The organism is Candidatus Zixiibacteriota bacterium (genome assembly GCA_036480375.1).
Taxonomy (GTDB): Bacteria; Zixibacteria; MSB-5A5; order GN15; family JAAZOE01; genus JAZGGI01.
The window spans coordinates 1-21,564 of the sequence record JAZGGI010000027.1; the positions used below are offsets into that span (position 1 = coordinate 1).

The window sequence follows — 21,564 nt, forward strand, 5'->3', positions numbered from 1 at the left end:
GGCAACATAACTATTCAATCCGAGGATTACAGCACAATACATTTTATTGAGAGTTCCCCTGACTATTACTATCAATCGCGGTATAATATAGATACGAGGGTTGATTATATCCACCTGTTTGACGGCAACGGACTCTATTCCGATTTGATAGGGGGCCATAGCCAGGCGGCTGGTTATCCGGCTCTGGTTTGGGATTCCCTGGCGACGGTTGATCATTCTTATCCATGGAGCCAGGTTTCGGGTATTCCCTGTCCTTCCTATTTTAATCTGATACCGGATATCGCTGGTTTAGAAGTATTGTATACTTATGATTCACGAACGGATAATATTGAAACCGAAGGAATGCCTATAGCTTGGAAATCTCTCGGTGATGATTATCAGTATTTCTTCTTTGGCATGCCGCTATCGTTTTTTGACCGGGCCACCGCAGCGACTGTTATACAGACGGCCGTATCGGAATTGTTAACGGCTGAGATTGTGGGTTCTACTTCAATCTTACCGGAGAAGATAAATTCAGATGATTACGCTGATATAACGACGGCTCTATTGGGTGATTTAGCTCCGGGAAAGAGTGTCGAGGATATTGATATGAGTACGGTAACAGTTAACGGTGGTATTATTCCCTTATCAACGAGCATATTGATGGAACATCCCGATTATTTAGGAAGTGTTTTGCAATCGGATATTTCAACCGGGGATTTTCTATTATCATACGGTCGCAGCAGTGACAGCAGCAATTTTGGTTATATAGTTTCATGGCAGTTTGCCGGTGAATCAGATATTCAGACAGTCTACGGGACGGTCACGATAGTCGGTCAGCCTTATGTGAGTGGTGATGCAAATGGTGACGGTGGAGTCGATGTTGGCGATGCCGTCTTTATAATAGATCATGTCTTCAAGGGAGGTCCTGCGCCCGAACCTCTAATTGCCGGTGACACAAACTGTGATGGCCGGACTAATGTCGGCGACGCTGTATACATTGTTAACTATGTATTCAAAGGAGGGCCGGCACCGTATGCGGGGTGTGAGTAAAGTATATATATATGAGGGCCGGAAATGAAAAAGTCTTTTGGACTTATTGCATTTGGGGGCGTAACGCTTTTAAGATTAGGCATCATATATATACTTATAATTCCAACTAATCCAGTAATAGCGGAGAATAATACCAGCAGCGAAGGTAATTTTGAATCAGCTATTGGTTTTCCTGATTTTGAGGATTTTGTATTTTGCCGCAATAATATCAGACTATCTTTGACAAACTTCGGAGTTCTGGGCGCTGCAAACAGGATGATGAACCACCGGAGCTGTGAATATCCAGCAAATTCATATATTGAATATATGGCACATACCAATTTATGGGTTGGAGGAATAATTGGCGACGATACGGTAGTCTCGACGACAGGCGTTTATATGCCAGAGATACCCTTTATGACCACTGAATTTTGGCCTACTGGCTATATGACGAAGAGATCGAATATAAAAAGTGAACCGTACTATAGTAAGAATGCCGTTTCCGATCTTGATATAATTTGTACTTACACCGATACTCTATCAAACGCGATGCCTTTTTCTGCCCGCCCAGAAGATTTCTATGATGACCGACCGCATATTCCGCTATATTTATCTATAACTCAGAGTAGTTATGTCTGGAGTTACAATTACGCCGATGACTTTATAATTTTTGATTATGAAATGACCAATGTTGGAGACGAACCAATTAAAGAAGTCTATATTGGATTTAAGGCCTATTGCCTCGCGGGGGATAAAGGAGCGATGCAAAGTGGAAAGAGTGCCTATGATGAAATAATTGGTTTCAAAAATATTTCCGATCTGTGGTCTGAGCCATGTTTTCCTCCGGGTCAATTAGATTTGATGTGGTGGACCGATAACGATGGTGATCCCCTCCACAATACACGCTGGACGAATCAATCACCAAGAGCCGCCGCCAGCTTTAGTTTTTTGAGGAAACCCAAACCAGAACTAAACGTTAGTTTCAATTGGTATCAAGATAGCGAATATTGGAGTTGGAATTATGGCCCGCGATTGAGAAATTATTCTAAGGCTTTCCACCGAGGATTAGGCGCCCCGACTGGTGACCGCAATAAATATTATATGATTTCACATCATGAAGTCGATTATGATCAGATGTTTATGGCCCTCGATCATCAATATGATGGGTTTCTCCCGCCTCCAAGTTCAGGCTGGCTTTGGTACTTAGCATACGGCGCAGCGATAGAGGGGATAATATCAGTAGGACCGATAAATCTTGAACCGAATGAGACAACCCATTTTACCACAGCTTTGGTTTTCGGGGATGAGTTTCACGACAGACCCCACGACTTCTATACTAAGATGAATGCCTTTTATCCCAATGATTTTTATAACACCTTAAATTTCAATAATCTTATTGAGAATGCTACCTGGGCGAGATTCACATTTGATAATCCAGGGATTGATACCGATGGAGACGGTTACGGCGGGGAATATATCTGGAAGTGCAATTGCGATAGAGTTGACACCTGCTATGAAGTAGGCGAGCATCCTCCCGACACGACTCGTGAATGCTGTTATAAGAGATATTATACCGGCGATGGCGTTCCCGATTTTCGCACGGCCGCTCCCCCGCCTCCACCGGTTGTCAAAACGGTTCCCGACTATGGCAAAGTAACGGTTCGATGGAATGGTCAGGATTCGGAAGAATATATCGATTTTATGACCCAGCAGAAAGGATTTGAAGGATACAAAGTATATTTCGGCGAGTTTAGCAGGGAGAGCGATTTTGTTCTGGTCAAGACCTATGACCGGGATGATTTTAAGATGTATGAATTTGATAATTATTCCGGGAAATGGCGCGGCATCTATCTCGGAATAACTCGCGACAGTTTGTTAAGCCTCTATGGTGCGGACTTTGACCCGGAAAAATATTTTGACGAGCATCATGCCTTTTATGACGGTCACACCGATATATACATGTATTTTGAATTACAAAACTGGAACAAATCCGATTTATCCGATCCGAATGGGATTGTCAAAGTTTATCCGAATGCTTCCCGTAACGATGCCAATGATACGACTACTGACGGCTATCTTCGTTTTTACGAATACGAATACACGATCGATAATTTGCAGCCATCGCGGGCTTATTATTTCAATGTGACGGCCTTCAATAAGGGCAATTTTAATCCTCGTGTGGGGGTTATGGAATCATCGGTGACGGCCAATACCGTTCGCGATTTTGCTCTGCCTCCTTCGGAAGCGGTTACGCGCGAGGGTTTGAATGTGATGGTGTTTCCCAATCCATATCGGATCGATGGCGGTTATGCCCGGGCGGGATATGAGAATCGCAATCGTCAGAAATCATCCGAGCGGTCGCGAGCAATTCATTTTGCCAATTTACCGCCTATTTGTTCGATCAGGATTTATACGATTGACGGCGATTTGGTGAGATATATCAAGCATTTTCATCCTGAAGGCGGGCCCGGCTCACAGGAAGAAACGTGGAATGTTATCAGCCGCAACACCCAGGCCATCACAACCGGGATATATATCTGGCATGTCCGCTCGGATATGGGCGAACAAACCGGAAAACTCGTCATTATGAAATAACTACCACGCAACTAAACTTGACCGTTTTCGTAAAAAAGATTGTAAATAATTTCTTGACAGGTTATACTTAATTATCCTGTTGGAAAGGGGAGGCATTAGCTATGCGTGTGTTAGGTGATAATTTACAAATAACAGATCGCCACTTCGTTCCCATTTTCACGGAACTCCTCGCGATGACTGATTTTATGTAAAAATAAAAAGTTATCCACAAACGCATTTTTGAAAATTCCTCGTATATGAATGTGTCTGTGTAAGTTACAGCGAATTGGGTTCGTTTTGTCCTTTTTAGTACTTTCGTAAAAGGTTCCTTTGCCATTGATCACAAACACTCAACCATAAACCATTCCATTCAATAATGCAGTTGTTTTCAGTAATTGCGATGGATTTGATGTGAATTTGCGAATGGTCTATGCGATTTTTCCCACAGCAAGACTGTGGGCCACCCTGGCAATTGTTAATTATTTGATTTTTGAAAACCATTCAAGGATGTGCCAAAATTCCTTATCCTGAACTTCAGTATTATTTACAGCTATTTTTGAAAGTCCTTTTAAAAACTCAAATAAGATTTCATCATGACTAACTCCATGAACGAAACACTTCCCTTGAGCAATGTCAGTTGCATCAAACAAAAATTCAAATAATTTCTTATCTTTATCTCTTATTAATACACACCATAGGAACCGGGGCATGTTTTTAAGCAATAATTCTTTTTTTGCCTTATTATTGATATGTGTATCGTTTCGTATTTCAGATTTGAAATCATTGATGGTGGTCAAGTAGATATCCCATTCAAAATGCTGTGGAAACGGTAATTTTAAGGTTTTTATAATACTTCCAATGAAAATATCGAATCCAAGAATTATGTTTCTTATATGGTCGTATCTAATCCTAATTTTTGGATATAATGGAATTAATAAAAAATGGGGGACCGCTCTAATACTGCCAAAACCCAACGATGTTGACAAGGAATTATAATTACTATTCTCGTAAGATATTATTTTATTGTCAAGTTCAACTCGTGCGAACGGACCAACTTGATCATCGTGGACATATAGCTTATCTATTTGGGAAGATTTTAGAAGAATTTTAGTCGGTCCATATGGAACGCATTCTTTTGTTCCCAGACTAAATCCGGTTACGGCCATGGCATGATTAGCAATATATTTAGGGGGAGATGAATTTGATTGCTCAAATAATGATACTCTCAGTAAAAGTGGAATACCCGCTTTCAAGTAGGCATATACTGCACCCTGCAAATTTGCATATTGTTGAGCGTCTATGTGATCAGCCTCCAAACCAAGCTGGCGCACAGCAAAAATTTCCTGCCTTCCGGTCAATCCTCTGCTTGGTAAAGAACCGGGCGCATTTTCATCTGGAAACTTGGTCGCTATTTGTGTTATTTCTACGGGTGATGGAATTGGGTGTTGAAATAACTTTCCAGTACCCTGAAACAACGACCATAAGGCACTTGTTGCACAGGCAGCAGCACCTTGATCCTGCTCTTGAAAAGCAAGTGTTTTATTGACTGTTAAATTAATTCCGAATAAACTGACGGGATATTCCCTTAATATGGGAAAGTGCCTTCGTCCATTATTTGGTCCATATGTTACTAAACATGTTCTTCCAATAAATGTCTTTGGTAGCTTTTTAACCACAATAAATCCAAGGTATGATTCATTGAAATTTAATGCTTTTTTTTCTTTGCTTCGATTTATCAAAATCGTGCCAAAAAATTGTGGGGAAAATTCTAACTTAAAAAAATGTAACCTGGTACATAATCTCTCATATTGGTCAAAACAACGGGAATAAAAACCAGCATAATCTTCCATGAAATCTCTGTCAATATAGTCATTTTCCACAACAATAGTTTTGGCATTAAGGTTGGAAAAATAATGCCTAAAATATAGGGAATGAAGTTTTGTATTAACAGTTGAAGGTAATGCACCTGATTTTATAGATAGTAATTGTTTTAATTTGTCTATTGTGTAAGGATAAATCTCATAAGGTTTTTTCATGTGAATTATAATGTGGCTGGTTCATCTAACAGCTTGGGGTCAACTTGAGCTTCTTTTTTCAATTTTTCAATAGTCTCTACAATTTTTTTATCTGTTTTCTTGAGAGACTTCTTCCATTCAGGAGATTTCATCAAGGCAATTACTTTCTTATTCACCATTTCGATGGTTTTTTCCTGTGTCATAATAGTCTCCTAAAAGAATTCAGCAATTTTTATTTAATCCGCCAATCTCGTATTTAACAACGAAAATCAATTAAAAATGTTCACTGTTTTATTATCGGAAATCAAAGAAGCTTTTTTAGTCATAAAAAAACTACTCATTTTTGTGTAAGTTAACGGCTATCTTTTGCCATAGGCAAAAGATAGCCGTTAAACTTTAAAAGTCAATAAAAATAATATCACATTTTCATAAGACTGTTAACACCCAAACTATATACCCAAAAAAATGTGCTCAATTCGAATATTGCTGAAAAGAAGGGGTATATAAATTATTGAGACTGTTTCGGTGAAGGTGTGGACACCTGCGCGGCACAGGCGAAGGCCTGTTTTCATGCGGCGCATCCGGCATAAGCCGGACTCTTCGCAATGACTTTTAATTACCTTTTCAACAGTCCTTTACGGGAAGGTATTTTTTATTATGATTTCTGAACAAAGCAAGCACGCAACTAAACCTGGCCGTTTTCGTAAAAAAGATTGTAAATAATTTCTTGACAGGTTATACTTAATTGTCCTGTTGGAAAGGGGAGGCATTAGTCATGCGTGTGTTAGGTGTTATTCTGGTTACATTCGGAATCCTTTTTATTCTCGGCGCCGGTGGATTTGAAGTAATCGGCGGGATAATAGGCGCCGTAGTCGGATTAATCGCGGGAGTTTTTGGTCTTGTGGTGGGATTAATCGGCGGCGCTATCGGACTTATCGTCGGTCTGGGAGCGACATTAATTGTATTGGCAATTCCGATATTAATAATCGGCCTGATAATTACGGCCGCGGTTCATATTTTTGCCTGACCTTACCCTATTCATATATTTAAGCAATAACTCCCCGGCGGGATCGCGCGTATGAATAATTCATATGTCTATTTCAAATGTTGGTGATTTTTAAGAAAGGACAAAAAATGTCTAAGAAAATCAACCGCAGGTCATTCATAAAAAAGAGTACGGCAATAGGCGCAGCTACCGCAATCGGGGGGGCAACCTTTTCGCAACTGATTGACGGGGCAATCAATCAAGCCCGGGCCGATGAAAAATCGGACATTTGCAGTATAATCGGGAAAAACTATTTTGACAATACTCTTACTGCCATTGAGCAAATCGGGGGAATCGGTCAGTTTGTAACCGAAGGCGCAAAGGTGGGATTACTTGTAAACGCTGTTCGTGGCCACCCGGGGACGGATGTACATCCCGACGTATTGTTGGCAGTTTTATTCCTATGCCACCAGGCCGGCGCCGGAGAACTAAAGCTCCTAAAAGACCTGTCGGATAACTATTGGAGCAATAGCTCCCGAGCCAAAGAACATGATAAAATCATTTCATCGTTGAAAATCGCCGACAACTTCATCAAAGTCGAAAACCCCAAAGGTATTTCTTTAAAAGAAGTACACGTTCAAAAAGATCTCCTTGAATGTGACGCTTTTATAAATATAAGCCTCGCCAAGAATCATATCGGGACTATGCATACCGGCGTACTTAAGAATTTCATGGGCGCCTGCCCTCACAATCCCACCAACAGATTCTGTCATTTTGGCTCCGATACTGAAACAGAAGAATGGTATGCTAACTGCGAATTTCTATCCCAGTGTATTGCCGACATGAATCTTGTCAGAAAACCTGATTTGTGCGTTAACGATTCCATTGAATTTTTGACTACCAATGGACCCTTCGGCCCGGGAGAAATTGGCCGCAAAGACGCGATTACGGTCGGAACCGATCCGGTCGCGGTGGATGCCTACAGCGTCCGCTACCTTGGCTTAAAACCGAAAGATGTAATCATGATCGGAATGGCGGCTGACCATGGAATCGGTACGGATGATTTGAAATCGCTCAATATCAAGGAAATCACGGCCTAAACTTTATGATATTTATGCGCTCAGGCATCGCTCTTATTATAGCAGGTTTGCTCATTCTATTCGCATGCGGTGAACCGCCGCAGGATGATACAATAAAAGTATTACCTTTAAATAATCTTCCTTCGGGCTGGACTGCAGCAGACACTGTCCGGACGTTTGTCGGCGAGGATCTTTTCATACTGATTAACGGAGGGGCGGAAATTTATCATGAGTACGGCTTCGATCGCGTCTATGCGCAGGAGTTTGATTTTAACGGGAGTCGAGCAGTCACTGTTGAAGTATTTCAAATGAACAATGGTGAAGCTGCCAACGGAATATATAATTATAAAGTCGGCGATAAAGAACCGAATATCGAGATCGGGGGTGAGGCCCGTTTAGATCAATACTATTTGAATTTTCGCAAAGAACGATATCTAATTACTCTGATTGGGTTCAGTGATGAACCGGAAATTATCGACGGCATTATCGAATTGGCAAAACTTATAAATGATAATATTCAGATTGACTCACAATAATATTGATTCTTGACTATTAACTACTAATTGTCCTTAATTCCTGTATGATTTCCGGGCGAAAAACAGCCTATGCGGCTTTAACTTTTACCATGCTGATATTAATCGCGGGCAATTTAGGCTGGTGGTGGTATTACCAATCAATGAGCAGTTATTTCGAGGAACAATTATCGCGAAGGTTGAGCGGCAACGCTTCGACGGCATCGTTGTATTTTTCGGGTACCGATATCGACCGGCTTCTAATTGAAGATTTTGAAATATATGCCAGGATACTGACTTATCTCGATTCGCTGGCTCAAATAGATTCCCTGCTGGAGGTATCAATAATCGACCGGGACTTCAATTACCTCATCTCAACCAGAGACGATATCCTGGCCGATGAAAGTTATTTATTGTCCCAACTGAACTTTGCATTCCTGCAGACGGCGTTAACGGGAAAGACGACCGCTTCGGAGCTTTATAATGTTGATGGGACGTATCTGAAATCAGCCTACGCCCCGCTCTACGATTCGGCCAATAATATCAGCGCGATATTGGTAGTCGAAGCCGGGGCGACTTATTTTGATTTGCTTTCGGAATTGCGATATAATCTATTTCTTTTGGCCGGAGGATCGGGCGGGGTCGTGATTATTTTATTGGCCTTTTTTATATTCTATCATCGGCGACTGGCAATCGCCGAGGAAAAAGTTTTTATGGCCGGTTCTCAGGCGGCTCTGGGCCGGATGGTATCGGTCGTCAGCCATGAAATAAAAAATCCTCTGATGATCCTGGGGGCGGCCGGGGAAAGACTGGAGAAGAAATATTCCGATGAAGAGGCCTCGTTTATTACCGAGGAAGTATCCCGCCTCGATGAAATAGTAACCGGTTACTTGTCATTTGCTCGCGGTCAGAGAAAAACCCTAACGGAAAAAATAAATATAGTCGAACTGACTCGAAAAATTACCGCCGATCTCCGGGGCCAGTTTGATGAGAAAAATATTGAACTCGTTTGCAGCTCTGAGGAAGGCTTACCGGATATTGAAGCCGATAAAATCGGTATCCGCCAGGTGATCTTAAATTTGCTCTTGAACGCTCTTCAGGCTGCCGAGCATACCCGGGAAGGATATAAAAAGACTGTCTCTATAAAGATTTATCGGTCTGATGCAAGTCTGGTTATTCGCGTGCGGGACAGCGGACCGGGGATAAAGAAGAAACATCGCGAAAAGCTCTTTGAACCGTTTTACACGACCAAAACCAAAGGATCGGGATTGGGCTTATATCTATGTCGCCGGATAATTCATGACCATCAGGGAACAATCAATATTGTTGACGACCCGGAATTCCCGATGAATTTTGAAGTTAAATTACCGTGGAGAACAAAATAAATGAACAAGATTCTCGTTATTGATGACGAACCGAAAATGACAAAACTCATCGCCTCACACCTTACAGATAGCGGCCTGAATGTGGACACCGCCGCGTCCGGCAAGGAAGCCATGGATTATTTAAGAAAGCATAATTATGAAGTCGTCGTGACCGATATAAGACTACCCGCTCCGGACGGCATGGAAATCCTAAAATGGGTAACCGATAATCAACCGGATACTCACGTTATCATGATGACCGCTTTTGCCGAGATTAAAAACGCGATTGACGCCATAAAAAAGGGAGCCGCCGATTATCTGATAAAACCGTTTCCCCTCGATGAACTAAGCCTTCAAATATCAAAATTACTGCGTCAGAGGAAAACCGAAAATCTGAAAAACCTCAGAGAAGCGGATTTTGATTCTCTCGCCTATAATAAATTTATAGGCCAATCGGATGCGTCGCAAAAACTGATTGACTTGTTGAAAAAAGTGGCGGTGACCGATACCACGGTTTTAATAAACGGCGAGTCGGGTTCCGGCAAAGAGTTAGCTGCCCGTATGATTCATGATTTTTCACCGCGTAAAGATAAACCGTTTATCGCCGTAAATTGCGCCGCATTAACTGAGACTTTACTTGAGTCCGAACTATTCGGCCATGAAAAAGGAGCTTTCACCGGGGCCGTTTCGCGCAAACCGGGGCGATTTGAACTGGCCGACGGGGGAAGTCTCTTGCTTGATGAAATTGGGGAAATGTCACCGGCCCTCCAGGCCAAACTACTTCGGGTGCTCGAAGAAAGAAAACTGGTCAGGGTTGGCGGAGTGGATGTCATTAACGTCGATGTTCGGTTGATCGCCGCTACTAATAGAGATTTAAAGAAAATGATCAAGGAAGGAACCTTCAGGGAAGATTTGTATTTCCGGATCAATGTCTTCCCGATTGCCATGCCGGCTTTACGGGAACGCCTTGAAGATATTCCGCCTTTATCGAAATATTTCCTGGAGAAAAGAAATTTCCCATTTCCTGATCTCGATATAGAAATATTGGAGTTGCTCAGGAGTTATGGCTGGCCGGGCAATATCAGAGAGTTAAAAAATATATTGGAGAGGGCAATAATTCTGGCCGGCGAAAATCCTATTGATATCGGCTGTATCGGCATAGATGATGATGATTTAATTGAGGATAAGAATTTAAAAAAAGCGGGCGTTTCATTAAGTGAGAATGAAAAAGAATTGATTATGGATGCTTTGGAAAAAACCAAGGGAAACAAAACGGAGGCGGCGAAGCTTTTGAGCATTACCCGTCGAAGGCTTTATTCGCGAATGAAAATACATGATATACAACCCTGATTTTTGTCCGCATCGGTACATAATTGACCGGACTGGTACATGATATAAATGACGGAAAATTGGAAACGGTCGATAAATTGTTGATATATAACAGATTTATTAAAAAATCTGAGCGATTGCCGGTCGGCATGAAAATTGAGTCCTAAAGTGGCAGAGAGAAAAGGACATATGCTTATGAAATATTTGTCAAAGATAATCATAGTCACTCTGGGACTTTTAGCGATTTCCGGGGTTGCTTCAGCCCAGATTTATGGAACGGATCAACAACAGCGGCTTCAGTATGCTCTGGAAAGGACTGATGAAATTATAAATCGCGCCCGGGAAGTGGTTCAGGAAAGTGGCTCCGAACGGGCCCGTTTGATTTTGCAAGCCGCTATCAGACTTCAGGAAAACGCCCGTCAGATATCGGAACGGGCATTTGACTTAACTGATGAGTCTATGGGAATGCAATCCGGCCGCCGTACGCTTGAAGCTCGAGAACGAGCCCAAAGGGCTATTGCAATTACCCGACAAGCCGGTGAAAACGAGAATTTTGTAAGGCGTAAACTGGAAAAAACCGAAGAAAAAATGCGTCGCCTGGAGGAACAAATCGGCCCCAATGCCCCGGATCAGATATCTAAATTACTTGACTCTACCCGAGAAAAACAACGCCGAGCGACGGAATTGTTCCGCAATCGGCGACTGAAGCCCTCTCTCCAGATGACAATTCAGGTCGAAAAAGCTCTCGAGGATTTAGCCCGGCATATTAACAATAGAAACCGATTGGAAAATCGCTACCTGGCTCAGACGGATAATTATTTCCGACTGACTGACAGGATTAATTCCAGTGAATTATCGGAAAATGCGGAAGTGCAGGAACGTCTCCGTGCCGCGGAACAATTACGTGAACGAGCCGACGACTTTTTTGCCAACGAAAATCACCGTCGCGCCGAAATAGTCATGGGTGATGCGGTTGATATGCTTAGAAAGTTTGCCGAACGATTGCGCGATCCGGCACGCATTAAACGGGCTCTTGAGAATATTCAAAATATGAGTGACCGCCTCAGGGAAAGAGTTCAACTATCTAACAACCGGCAAATCCGAGATTTATTTGAAAACGCCCTCGAGCATTTAGACAACGCCAGAATAGGTTTTCAAAATAATCGATTTGAAGCGGCGGCATCACATATTCAGGCGGCCCGCCTGCTGTTGACAAGGGTTTCCAAACTTCTGGGAGACTAATCTTTGACAAAATATCCGGGCGGGATATTTATTATATGGCTAATTCTGATTAGCCGCATTTGGGGAAACGATTTACGGGATCCCTCCGGATTATCGTTTTCCAGCGGGCTCGAATATCAGCTTATTTCCCAGGAATATTACAGTTCCATCATCGACACCACCCACATCGACTTATTGGAAAACTGGACATTGACTCAGGAAAAATTCGATGAGGTCATTTTTAAAACCAACCTGCGGTACCGCCGCAAATCCCCCTCCAATAGATTCAATTTGATCACAGATATTGAGCTATCTCGAAAACGGTGGATTTCAAGGGCCGAATCATTCTATCAAATGGGAAATATGAACAAGGGCTTGCGTCTTTACGCCAAATTTGAAAATAAATCCTCTTTTGAAGACGATTCATATTACGATCGGGGATATCGATTTATTCAGACAAACCTGAGGGGTATATGCCCCATAACGTCTCATATTTCAATCGGCATCAGGCCGAAATTCGAATATGTTTCTTTTGAGAAATTGAATTCCGGAACGGAATTTTTGGTCGACCAATCCGGAATCGTAAACGCTTTCCAGAATAAAGATTACAGCATCAGCGGAGCTGAGTTACTTGGCGAAATTAAGTTAAGTGAATTCTCCCGAGTAATTGACTGGTCGGTTACTTTCAATCATCGTGATGTTCCCGATTCCAGTCTCGCGGCTTATAATCAATATTCATTCCGAATTGGCTTCAGCAATTTCGGGTATCGCGGCTCTTTTATCCTCGAATCCAATCTTGAACTCAAGGATTATGCACAATTTAATAATAGAGAGGATTTTACCGCTTTTGAATTATCCGCACTTGCCAATCGGAATTTAGGCGAAAAATATGAAATCGGATTAATTCTCCAATTTAGCAATTACAGTTATAAATCCCCCGATATCGTCTATCGAAATCATTACCGGATTCGACCCGAAGTCAGACTTATTCGTAAAATCGGCAATTGGAGTATCGGCCCTGAATTAGTCTTTGAGCGTTATGTCGAAGGCTTAACCGAAGAGTACAACTCCATTCCTGGTCTTGATAACGAGGATTATTCTCATTGGGAAGCCGGCATTCTGGCAAATTTTATGAACCTGAATAGCGTCTTTCTCAATTCCGGGATTTCATTGGGAAGGCGATACTACCCGGAAGATCTTCTTGTTCTAAGCTCTTACTCCCTGATTTCCGGTTCTATGATAGCAGATATATCCATTACCAAAAATATATCGATTAATTTAAATGCCGATATCAATTTTGAGCGCCATAAAATTAAAGAGGACAACATGACTCTTTATTTGCTCTCCGCCTCAGTAAAATCCAGGTTTTAAGCGATTCTGCACCACCTTAGTGCCAAAAAGCGCTTGACAAATCTCGAAAATGTATTACTTTTTTGTTGTCTAGGGATTAGTTGTGTTTTGTCGCACCTTTCCTATGCTTCAAGCGCACCTTGAGTAGCTTTATCGTACTTACTTAAAGTACTCCAAGTTACATATACGCTCTTACAAAAACTTTTTGCTGAGATTTAAACTCAGTTTACTCTTGAGGTATGTTCATTAGACGTTTACCTATGCATCATTTAGACTCGACATCTTCGTTTGACGGGTATTCGTTGTTGATTTTAATCCCATTATGTAACAGAGGTTTAAACTCTTGAAAAGGTTCCTTAATTCCTTATGGTGTCTTATGTTTTGCGACGCCGTAATGGACAAATTTAAAGGAGCAGTGTAATGAAGCAAAACAAGCTACTTATTTTATCATTGCTGGCCTCGTTTCTGCTTCTGACTTTGGCTTCCTATGCAAATGCTCAGAATACGGTAACATTCGGTATCTTAGATGTATGCCCGCAGCCAGCAGGCTCTAAAGTTTATGTCCCTGTTTCAGTGGACAATGACATTGACCTGTTTGCTATAGATATTGTCGGACAGATTGTCTCCACCTCAGGCGGTGTTGACCTTGTCGTGACGGGTGTAGTTTTTGATAACCGAATGGGACTTCCGGAAGTCCTTGATCAGCGTTATCCAATCGGCGATCTTGGTGGCGGATTATTCCGTCTCGGCGCCGTAAAAGTTGAAGGTGCAGATTTGGTAATCGGTTCCGGCCAGGTTGCTACATTGGAACTTGAATTTGTTTCCGAATGTCTACTTGGCTCGGCCTCTATCGACCCAGGCGCCTACAACTGTAATGGTGACGATAAAGTCACCATGTTTTTGGATGGCGAAGGTACCGCGATCTACCCAGATCCCGTTACCAGTGGTGCAGTCAATGTTGTCAATACCGATCCGCAATTCACCAATTGCCCGGAATCCGATTTTGATATTTTCTGGAAATCCGGTAGTTGGGGCACAAACCAGGTTACAATCGCGTTTACCGTCGATGATCCTGACCTGGATTGCGATTGCGACGCTCTCGCCTTTACTCTAATGGAAGGCCCGGGTTCGGTCAACTCCGCCAATGGAGTTTACTCGTTCACGGCCACATCTGTAGACATCGGTTGTCACCATGTCAAGATTAAGGTGAATGACAGCTATGGCGGCGAAGATTTCTGTGAGTTTGATATTACCGTTAACAATAATCCTCCAGAAATTACTGAATGTCCAGACGAGACCATCAATATTCTTTGGGGTCAGACCGCAATGGCGACAGTCGCGGCCACTGATCCCGATATGGGACCTTCGGCGTTGGTTTATACACTTGAAAGTTATGACGGTCCAGTTTCCTCAGAACCGGTAGTCAATCCGACCACCGGCGCTGTGACCTGGGCTACTTCTGAAACCAACGATTTTATTGGCGATTTTGAAATCTGTGTCAAGGTTTCGGATCTTGCTCCGAGCACTCAAGATTGCCCAATACCGAACTCAGCGGTATGTTGTTTCAATGTACATGTTGAGCCGAAGTTCCGCGTCACTATCGAGAAGAGCCACGATGTTTATCTTGGCCATTACACCGATCTCACCGTTACTCTTGATGATTCTTACGAATCAATGGAGATGGGTGGTTTTGATTTCTTGATTGCGTATGATCAATCCGTTCTCAGTCTGGTTGACGCCCAAGCCGGCGCTCTTCTGGAAACCTGTGGATGGGAATACTTCACCTATCGTCACGGTTATGACGGCAACTGTGGTAACGGCTGTCCTTCCGGCGCTGTCCGGATCGTAGCAATGGCCGAAACCAATAACGGTCCGTTTCACCCGACGTGCTTCAGCTCGGCCTCAGGCAATGAGCTGGCGGTGTTGAAATTCTACGTCATCAATGATCATAACTACGATTGTCAATATGTCCCGGTCACCTTCTTCTGGATGGATTGTGCCGACAACGCCATTTCCTCCAAATTTGGTGACACGCTCTTCCTCGAAGACGTAGTTTATAATCTTGAAGGCGACATCATTTCCGCTCATGGCGGTTTTCCGAACGCGCTCGGAACCGATGACGCCTGCTTGACTCAGGACGAAGAACAGACGAAAGAATATCCTCTTCGTGCCATCGATTTCAAAAACGGCGGCGTTGACATTATCTGCGATTCTCTTATCGATGATCGCGGTGACGTTAACATGAATGGTATCGCCTACGAAATCGCTGACGCGGTCATGTTTACCAATTACTTCATCAGCGGCTTGTCCGCTTTTAGTACTCATGTCGAGGGTTCGATCGCTGCGTCCGACGCTAATGCTGACGGCGCTACCCTGACCGTCGCTGACCTGGTTTACCTCGTCCGCGTTATCCAGGGTGATGCGCTTCCGTATCAGAAGCCGGATCCGAATGCGTCCTTCACCGTGAAGACGCAGATGGTCGGCGGAAACATGAATGTCGGTATCGAGACTACCAACGATGCCGGTGCGGCCTTGTTTGTCTTTAACGTCACGGGTGAAATCGGGCAACCGATTCTGGCCGATGGTGTCAACATGGATATCGCTTACGATGTTGACAATGGCGAACTCCGCATCCTGGTTTACAACATCGACGATCCCGAAGCTATCAGCTCCGGCGAATTGTTGACCATTCCAGCCAACGGCACAATCGACCTCAGAGAAGTCGAAGCCGCTGACTTTAATGGAAGTACCATGGCTTCATCCATTCATGTCCTCCCGTCCTCTTTCGCACTGGCTCAGAACTATCCTAACCCATTTAACCCTACTACAACAATCATGCTGGCTCTACCTGTGGCCTCTGAATTTACTTTAGAGATCTACAACATTGCCGGCCAGAGTGTGCGTACCTACACCGGCTCAAGTGAAGCTGGAGTAGTTGAAATAGTGTGGGATGGTAAGGATACTTCCGGCAGCAGCGTTGCTTCGGGTATTTATCTCTATAAGGTGAAAGCCGCTGATTACTCAGCCACCAGGAGCATGATACTTCTGAAGTAACTTAAGCTTTGTCTGAAAACACAGCTTTATCTAAAACCCCGCGCCTTTTGCGCGGGGTTTGTTTTTATAATCAATTTCACGGCCATAGATATACAATTGACAACTAATCCCCGTTTAACTACACTCTCAATATGGAATCTAACAGATTTTTGGGACTGGATTACGGAAGCCGGCGTATTGGGGTCGCTATATCTGATCCGCAGGGACTCATTGCCCAGCCCCTGGATACGCTTATCGTTAGCGGGATGAAAAACGCTGTCGAGCAGGTAAAAAACCTTATTGATGAAAACGAAATTAATGATATCGTTATAGGCCTGCCTCTAAATCTTTCCGGACAACCATCGGATCTTTCCCGGGAAACTGAGCTATTCGCCACTGAACTTAAAAAAGAAATAAAGCAGCCCGTCTATTTTGAGGATGAACGGCTGAGCTCAAAGCAGGCGGAACAGGTTCTCCATTCTCATGGTAAAAAGATTAAGGGAAATAAAGGAAAAATCGACCGGATTTCGGCGGCCATAATTTTGCAATCATATTTGGATAGGCGAAACATTTAGGTTTTATAATATGAATTCAGAATCACAATCAATACTACCGGCTCGATATCGAAAAACGATCCGGGCATGGATTAATTACTTATTCTGGAGTCTAATGCTGATAATTCTCTGGCCGATATCTTTAATATTCAGGGGAGTTGAAAAATTACGTCATCATGATTAGGAATTTCAAAAAATATTTATGGATTACCTTTATCCTTTTTTCCCTTATGGTAATCGTGACCGGATGGTGGCTTTTTATCAGGCATGATATTTATCCCGCCTCAATTCTGGTTGAGCCGGGTGACCGGTTCCACAATGTTGTTGTCAAACTTCATGATCGTGAAATAGTTAACTCTCCCTGGTTCTTCTCAAAAGCCGGTATAATAATCGGCCTCGACCGGCATATTATCCCCGGTCGCTATGATTTCAAGAAACGGATATCGAATTTCGAAATCATGCGCAAACTCTGGAAAGGCGACATCGCTGTTCTGAGCGTAACTATACCGGAAGGTTATTCTTTAAAACAGATAAGTGCCCTGATACACCAAAAATGCGGTACTAACCCCGAGAGATTTGACAGCCTGGTTCGAGATTCGGCCTATTTATCAAATCTCGGAATCAATGCCGGATTCGCAGAAGGATATCTTTTCCCGGAAACATATCGTTTTCAATGGGGTGTTACCGCTCACGAAGCAATAGAAACTATGGCCGCTCATCTCTTTCAGCGCATGAACGATGAACTGCTGGAGAGAGGATGGGAGCTGGGTTATAATCTCGATGACATTCTGACGATGGCTTCAATTGTTGAATCTGAAGGCAGTCATGCCGATGAATTTCCGGTTATCGCATCGGTCTATAGAAATCGTCTTGAAATTGATATGAAATTACAGGCCGATCCGACCGTAATTTACGGCATGGGCGGATTGGATCGAGATTTGATGATAAAAGATTATCAGTTTTCATCGACCTATAATACCTATATGCATAAAGGTCTGCCCCCGACACCCATTTGTTCACCGGGAATGAATGCCATTATGGCGATTCTATATCCTGATTCAACTGACTTTTATTATTTTGTAGCCGATGGCAACGGTCGCCATGTTTTTAATAAGACCTACCAGGGACACCTGCGGGACATTCGGCGAATTAAAAAACAGTCTCGATAGGTTAATCGCTCAAACGGCAATTTTTCCCGCGGTAAACATTTGATAAAGCCGATCGGCAAAGTCATCGACAAAACCCTTCCCCACGCCTTCAAGATAAGTACCGAAGGCGCACTCATCCCTCGAGGAAAGGCTCAGAACTCCGATTCGAACGGAATCGGTGATTAAAGGAATCATTAGAACCGAGCGGGTAGCGTCCGACGTGAGAATCTTCTTTTCAATAGTACTGCTGGAAATATGCTCCGGGAAATTATCTGCGACCGGAAAACCATGGTCAAGAGTCTGATACATAATCGAACTCTTATTCTTTATGACCAGAGTTACTCCGGTATTGATATGACCGTTTTTCAACATGTGGGAAATGTGCATCTTTTCATTTTGGGCATCCAAAAATGAAAGTGCCCCTCTCTCAATATTGAAAAACCTCCCCATTCTACCCAAAAGGTTTTGCAATAAATCTCTGATTTTTTTGTTGGCCGCCGGATTGAGAAAATCCGTCACGTTAATTGTCATTCTTGAGCTTCTCAAAATATCTTCCAGGCTATACTCGTCTTCAAAAAAGTACCCCATTTTCTACCCCCAGATCCAATCCGCATTATACAGGCTGCATTAGATTGAATTTTTTAATTTTACGCCAGAGCGTTGTTCTCCCAATTCCAAGCTGGCTCGCGGTCAGAGAATAATTCCAGTTATTCTCTTCCAACGATTTCAGGATTTGCAATTTTTGAGTCTCGGCCAGAGACCGCGGTTTATCTGGCGGTGACGGCCGACGAGTCAGCTCCGTTTCCCGCGGTGAGATAAAGATTATATCTTCATACCTGATCTGATCGCCACCGGAAAGAGCGACTGCTCGTTTTAATGTGTTCTCCAATTCCCGGACATTGCCCGGCCATTTATGTTTGAGTAATAGTTCCAACCCATCGGCCGATAGGGTTATTGGAGATCTATCATACTCTTTTGGGATTTTCCTCAAAAAGTATTCCGTGAGAGCCGGAATATCCTCGGGACGGTCCCGTAGAGGAGAAACATGAAGAGGCATTACATTGAGCCGATAGTACAAATCATCGCGGAACCTGCCCTCGCGAACCATTTTATCAAGATTAGCGTTGGTTGCGGCGATTACCCGAACATCAACCTTGGACATCGTATTGCCGCCGACCGGCCTGATTTCTTTTTCCTGCAGAACGCGGAGAAGTTTGGCCTGAATCGGCCCAGGTAAATCACCGACCTCATCAAGAAAAAGAGTCCCGTTATGCGCATCGGCAAAGAGACCCTTTTTATTCGCGATCGCCGAAGTAAACGCGCCTTTAACGTGGCCAAATAATTCTGATTCCAGCAAATTTTCAGGAATGGCGGAGCAATTGATCGGCACGAAGGCGCCCTTACGCCTGTCGCTATGATGATGAATGACTTTAGCGATAAGCTCTTTACCCGTGCCTGACGCGCCGGTTATCAAAACGGCAATATTGGTTGTCGAAATCCGGCTGATAACCTGTTTGAGATCATTTATGGCCTTTGAATTGCCAATTATATTATCAAAACCAAACTGATGAGCCACTTCCTGCTGCAAATACCGAACAGTATGACGCAAATCCAGCCTTTCCAAGGCCTTATTTGCCTTGAAGACCAGTTCCTCATTTTTAAACGGCTTGGTGATATAATCCGAAGCGCCATTTTGAATTGCCTGAACCGCTGTTTCCACCGAGCCGTAAGCGGTCATAATAATTACTTCTGTTTCGGGATGTAACTTTTTGCTAAGCACTAAAATATCAAGACCGGATCCCTTCCCCAAACGTAAATCAGTTAAAACCAAATCAAAAATCTGTGATTCAAGTAATCGACCTGCCCCGGTTTCATCCTCAACCGCGGTCACCGCAAAACTATTTTTCTCAAACAACCGCGCCAGCATTTCCCTCATGCCGGTTTCATCCTCAACTATTAATATCGAAGGCATATCTAATACTCCCCATTGTCTGATTTGAGTATTCGAACAGATACAATTGTTCCCCCGTCTGATTTAGGAGAAATTTCTATCGAGCCTGCGTGCAAATCAATCAAGCTTTTGGCGGCCGCCAGGCCCAGCCCCGTTCCGCCGGAACGGTGCGTTATAAACGGAAGTAAAATCTCCGCATATTGCTCATTAAAAACTCCATTACCGTTATCTTCGATCCGAATAATCGCGGCGTCGCCGTCGAAATCTGTCGAGGCAATTATTTCGCCGTCTTCTTCGCCTTTTAATTCCTGTATGGAATTAAGTAAAATTTCTCTGAATATCAGCTTGATCATCTCCCCGTCGCAACAAATCATCGGCAAGGGAGTCAAATTCCGATATCTCATCATTATATTATTGACTTTATCCTCCAAAGAAGATGTAACACTTTGAAATTCCCTGAGACAAATTTCATTAATATCGTTTTCGATTTTGTTCGGTGGGCTCGGGGCGGCATAGAGCATATACCTTGCTAATATCTCATCAAGATTTTCCGCAGCGTCCAAAATTACCCGGTTGAAATACAAATCATCCTCAGTGATCACTCGCCCAACCGAAAAATCAAGTTGGCTGGCGGCGGTAGTGATGATGCTTAAAGGATTACGAATCTTGTGCGTTAACCGCTCCGCCAATCTCGCCGATGATTCCGGAGCTGATGAATTAGTCTTTTTCTCTGATGTCCCTATCTCTGTTTTTATCACGATATCCCTATCTCGTTAAATGTTTCACGATGCAACACATAACTGTGGTATCGGTTGACTCTAAAAATTATTAACCCTTGTTTCAGGAATTATTAAACGAAGACGATTACCTATCTCAATTTGAAAACTCGGTTGCTCTTTGAAGCGTGCTCGTAAGCCTATCAATTTTAACGCCTTGAGCGTTTTATTTTTTGTGAGTGAGAGTGATTTTCAGATTTTTTATAATTTATATTGACCGCTGTCTATCCCGTGTTTCAGAAATTTACGGAGTTTCATCGTTGCTTCAATTTGAATATTTGGTTGCAGGTTGAAATAAAGAGTATTTTACTGTTTAAAAAGCGAGGCCGATTTGTTTTTTTCTTGACACCCCAACACAAATTTAATAATTAAGCCTATGCCGATACTTAAGGAACAGATTTCACCAATAGCGACGCTGTCGAGGCTAAAACTTACTCCTTCAGAAATAGAAAAATACTCGCACGAGCTAAGTCAAATTTTGGATTATTTCGAAAAGATTGCCTCGGTGAATACTGAAAATATCGATATTGAAGACACATCAGCCGCCGCATATCGGCCTCTTCGTGGGGATAAAACTACTTCATCACTCACGGTCGAAGAGGCTTTAAAAAACGCACCGGCCCAAAAGGACAATTATTTTATGGTACCCCGGGTAATATAGC

The 21,564-nt window shown here is 43.0% G+C and carries 18 protein-coding genes; 13 read left to right on the forward strand and 5 right to left on the reverse strand.

Features of this window, described 5'->3' with window-relative positions:
- Both V3V99_08040 and V3V99_08045 read left to right on the forward strand, forming a co-directional pair.
- Nucleotides 1-1,032: dockerin type I repeat-containing protein (locus V3V99_08040; protein MEE9442604.1), on the forward strand; the 1,032-nt coding region annotated here is incomplete at its 5' end.
- A 24-nt stretch (nucleotides 1,033-1,056) separates the two neighbouring features.
- Entirely contained in the window at nucleotides 1,057-3,606 is a 2,550-nt protein-coding gene (locus V3V99_08045; protein MEE9442605.1) for a hypothetical protein, read from the forward strand.
- A 458-nt stretch (nucleotides 3,607-4,064) separates the two neighbouring features.
- Here V3V99_08045 and V3V99_08050 read toward each other — a convergent pair whose 3' ends face one another.
- Both V3V99_08050 and V3V99_08055 read right to left on the reverse strand, forming a co-directional pair.
- Nucleotides 4,065-5,621, reverse strand: coding sequence for a hypothetical protein (locus V3V99_08050; protein ID MEE9442606.1), 1,557 nt, complete (start codon nucleotides 5,619-5,621; stop codon nucleotides 4,065-4,067).
- Between the two features lie 5 nt (nucleotides 5,622-5,626).
- The gene (locus tag V3V99_08055) at nucleotides 5,627-5,803 is read right to left on the reverse strand and encodes a hypothetical protein (protein ID MEE9442607.1); all 177 of its coding nucleotides are present in this window, start codon (nucleotides 5,801-5,803) and stop codon (nucleotides 5,627-5,629) included.
- Between the two features lie 572 nt (nucleotides 5,804-6,375).
- Here V3V99_08055 and V3V99_08060 point away from each other — a divergent pair.
- The 10 genes from V3V99_08060 to mltG all read left to right on the forward strand — a co-directional run bounded on the left by V3V99_08060 (nucleotide 6,376) and on the right by mltG (nucleotide 18,196).
- Nucleotides 6,376-6,627 carry a hypothetical protein gene (locus V3V99_08060; protein ID MEE9442608.1) on the forward strand — a complete coding sequence of 84 codons (252 nt, stop codon included), beginning with the start codon at nucleotides 6,376-6,378 and terminating at the stop codon, nucleotides 6,625-6,627.
- 107 nt (nucleotides 6,628-6,734) lie between these two features.
- Nucleotides 6,735-7,685: a DUF362 domain-containing protein gene (locus V3V99_08065; GenBank protein MEE9442609.1), complete on the forward strand. Its 951-nt coding sequence runs from the start codon at nucleotides 6,735-6,737 to the stop codon at nucleotides 7,683-7,685.
- A 5-nt stretch (nucleotides 7,686-7,690) separates the two neighbouring features.
- Entirely contained in the window at nucleotides 7,691-8,200 is a 510-nt protein-coding gene (locus V3V99_08070; protein ID MEE9442610.1) for a DUF6599 family protein, read from the forward strand.
- A gap of 89 nt (nucleotides 8,201-8,289) precedes the next feature.
- Nucleotides 8,290-9,561, forward strand: coding sequence for a HAMP domain-containing sensor histidine kinase (locus V3V99_08075; protein ID MEE9442611.1), 1,272 nt, complete (start codon nucleotides 8,290-8,292; stop codon nucleotides 9,559-9,561).
- Nucleotides 9,562-10,890, forward strand: a complete 1,329-nt coding sequence (locus tag V3V99_08080) for a sigma-54 dependent transcriptional regulator (GenBank protein MEE9442612.1) — start codon at nucleotides 9,562-9,564, stop codon at nucleotides 10,888-10,890.
- A gap of 174 nt (nucleotides 10,891-11,064) precedes the next feature.
- Nucleotides 11,065-12,111, forward strand: a complete 1,047-nt coding sequence (locus tag V3V99_08085) for a hypothetical protein (GenBank protein MEE9442613.1) — start codon at nucleotides 11,065-11,067, stop codon at nucleotides 12,109-12,111.
- Nucleotides 12,112-12,114: 3 nt separating this feature from the next.
- Nucleotides 12,115-13,461 (forward strand): hypothetical protein, encoded by a 1,347-nt coding sequence (locus V3V99_08090; GenBank protein MEE9442614.1) that lies wholly within the window; start codon nucleotides 12,115-12,117, stop codon nucleotides 13,459-13,461.
- 399 nt (nucleotides 13,462-13,860) lie between these two features.
- A complete protein-coding gene (locus tag V3V99_08095; GenBank protein MEE9442615.1) occupies nucleotides 13,861-16,494 on the forward strand; it encodes a FlgD immunoglobulin-like domain containing protein in 2,634 nt (877 codons plus the stop codon).
- Between the two features lie 131 nt (nucleotides 16,495-16,625).
- Nucleotides 16,626-17,048: a Holliday junction resolvase RuvX gene (ruvX, locus tag V3V99_08100; GenBank protein MEE9442616.1), complete on the forward strand. Its 423-nt coding sequence runs from the start codon at nucleotides 16,626-16,628 to the stop codon at nucleotides 17,046-17,048.
- 137 nt (nucleotides 17,049-17,185) lie between these two features.
- Entirely contained in the window at nucleotides 17,186-18,196 is a 1,011-nt protein-coding gene (gene mltG, locus V3V99_08105) for an endolytic transglycosylase MltG (protein ID MEE9442617.1), read from the forward strand.
- Nucleotides 18,197-18,205: 9 nt separating this feature from the next.
- On the opposite strand, the gene V3V99_08110 is transcribed toward mltG, so the two are convergent.
- The 3 genes from V3V99_08110 to V3V99_08120 are packed head-to-tail and all read right to left on the reverse strand — an operon-like array spanning nucleotide 18,206 to nucleotide 20,884.
- Nucleotides 18,206-18,763: a hypothetical protein gene (locus V3V99_08110; protein MEE9442618.1), complete on the reverse strand. Its 558-nt coding sequence runs from the start codon at nucleotides 18,761-18,763 to the stop codon at nucleotides 18,206-18,208.
- A gap of 25 nt (nucleotides 18,764-18,788) precedes the next feature.
- Complete coding sequence (locus V3V99_08115; GenBank protein ID MEE9442619.1) at nucleotides 18,789-20,147, reverse strand: sigma-54 dependent transcriptional regulator; 1,359 nt, start codon at nucleotides 20,145-20,147, stop codon at nucleotides 18,789-18,791.
- A gap of 2 nt (nucleotides 20,148-20,149) precedes the next feature.
- Nucleotides 20,150-20,884, reverse strand: coding sequence for an ATP-binding protein (locus tag V3V99_08120; protein ID MEE9442620.1), 735 nt, complete (start codon nucleotides 20,882-20,884; stop codon nucleotides 20,150-20,152).
- A 394-nt stretch (nucleotides 20,885-21,278) separates the two neighbouring features.
- Here V3V99_08120 and gatC point away from each other — a divergent pair, with 394 nt between their 5' ends.
- Nucleotides 21,279-21,563 carry an Asp-tRNA(Asn)/Glu-tRNA(Gln) amidotransferase subunit GatC gene (gatC, locus tag V3V99_08125; GenBank protein MEE9442621.1) on the forward strand — a complete coding sequence of 95 codons (285 nt, stop codon included), beginning with the start codon at nucleotides 21,279-21,281 and terminating at the stop codon, nucleotides 21,561-21,563.
- Nucleotide 21,564: the final 1 nt, after the last annotated feature.

What these genes read in the sequence shown, in the direction of transcription:
- V3V99_08065 (MEE9442609.1), top strand. Translation starts at nt 6,735, where the DNA reads ATGTCTAAGAAAATCAACCGCAGGTCATTCATAAAAAAGAGTACGGCA.
- V3V99_08110 (MEE9442618.1), bottom strand. Translation starts at nt 18,763, where the DNA reads ATGGGGTACTTTTTTGAAGACGAGTATAGCCTGGAAGATATTTTGAGA.
- V3V99_08045 (MEE9442605.1), top strand. Translation starts at nt 1,057, where the DNA reads ATGAAAAAGTCTTTTGGACTTATTGCATTTGGGGGCGTAACGCTTTTA.
- V3V99_08055 (MEE9442607.1), bottom strand. Translation starts at nt 5,803, where the DNA reads ATGACACAGGAAAAAACCATCGAAATGGTGAATAAGAAAGTAATTGCC.
- V3V99_08050 (MEE9442606.1), bottom strand. Translation starts at nt 5,621, where the DNA reads ATGAAAAAACCTTATGAGATTTATCCTTACACAATAGACAAATTAAAA.
- V3V99_08115 (MEE9442619.1), bottom strand. Translation starts at nt 20,147, where the DNA reads ATGCCTTCGATATTAATAGTTGAGGATGAAACCGGCATGAGGGAAATG.
- V3V99_08080 (MEE9442612.1), top strand. Translation starts at nt 9,562, where the DNA reads ATGAACAAGATTCTCGTTATTGATGACGAACCGAAAATGACAAAACTC.
- V3V99_08070 (MEE9442610.1), top strand. Translation starts at nt 7,691, where the DNA reads ATGATATTTATGCGCTCAGGCATCGCTCTTATTATAGCAGGTTTGCTC.
- V3V99_08075 (MEE9442611.1), top strand. Translation starts at nt 8,290, where the DNA reads ATGCTGATATTAATCGCGGGCAATTTAGGCTGGTGGTGGTATTACCAA.
- gatC (MEE9442621.1), top strand. Translation starts at nt 21,279, where the DNA reads ATGCCGATACTTAAGGAACAGATTTCACCAATAGCGACGCTGTCGAGG.
- V3V99_08060 (MEE9442608.1), top strand. Translation starts at nt 6,376, where the DNA reads ATGCGTGTGTTAGGTGTTATTCTGGTTACATTCGGAATCCTTTTTATT.
- V3V99_08095 (MEE9442615.1), top strand. Translation starts at nt 13,861, where the DNA reads ATGAAGCAAAACAAGCTACTTATTTTATCATTGCTGGCCTCGTTTCTG.
- ruvX (MEE9442616.1), top strand. Translation starts at nt 16,626, where the DNA reads ATGGAATCTAACAGATTTTTGGGACTGGATTACGGAAGCCGGCGTATT.
- V3V99_08085 (MEE9442613.1), top strand. Translation starts at nt 11,065, where the DNA reads ATGAAATATTTGTCAAAGATAATCATAGTCACTCTGGGACTTTTAGCG.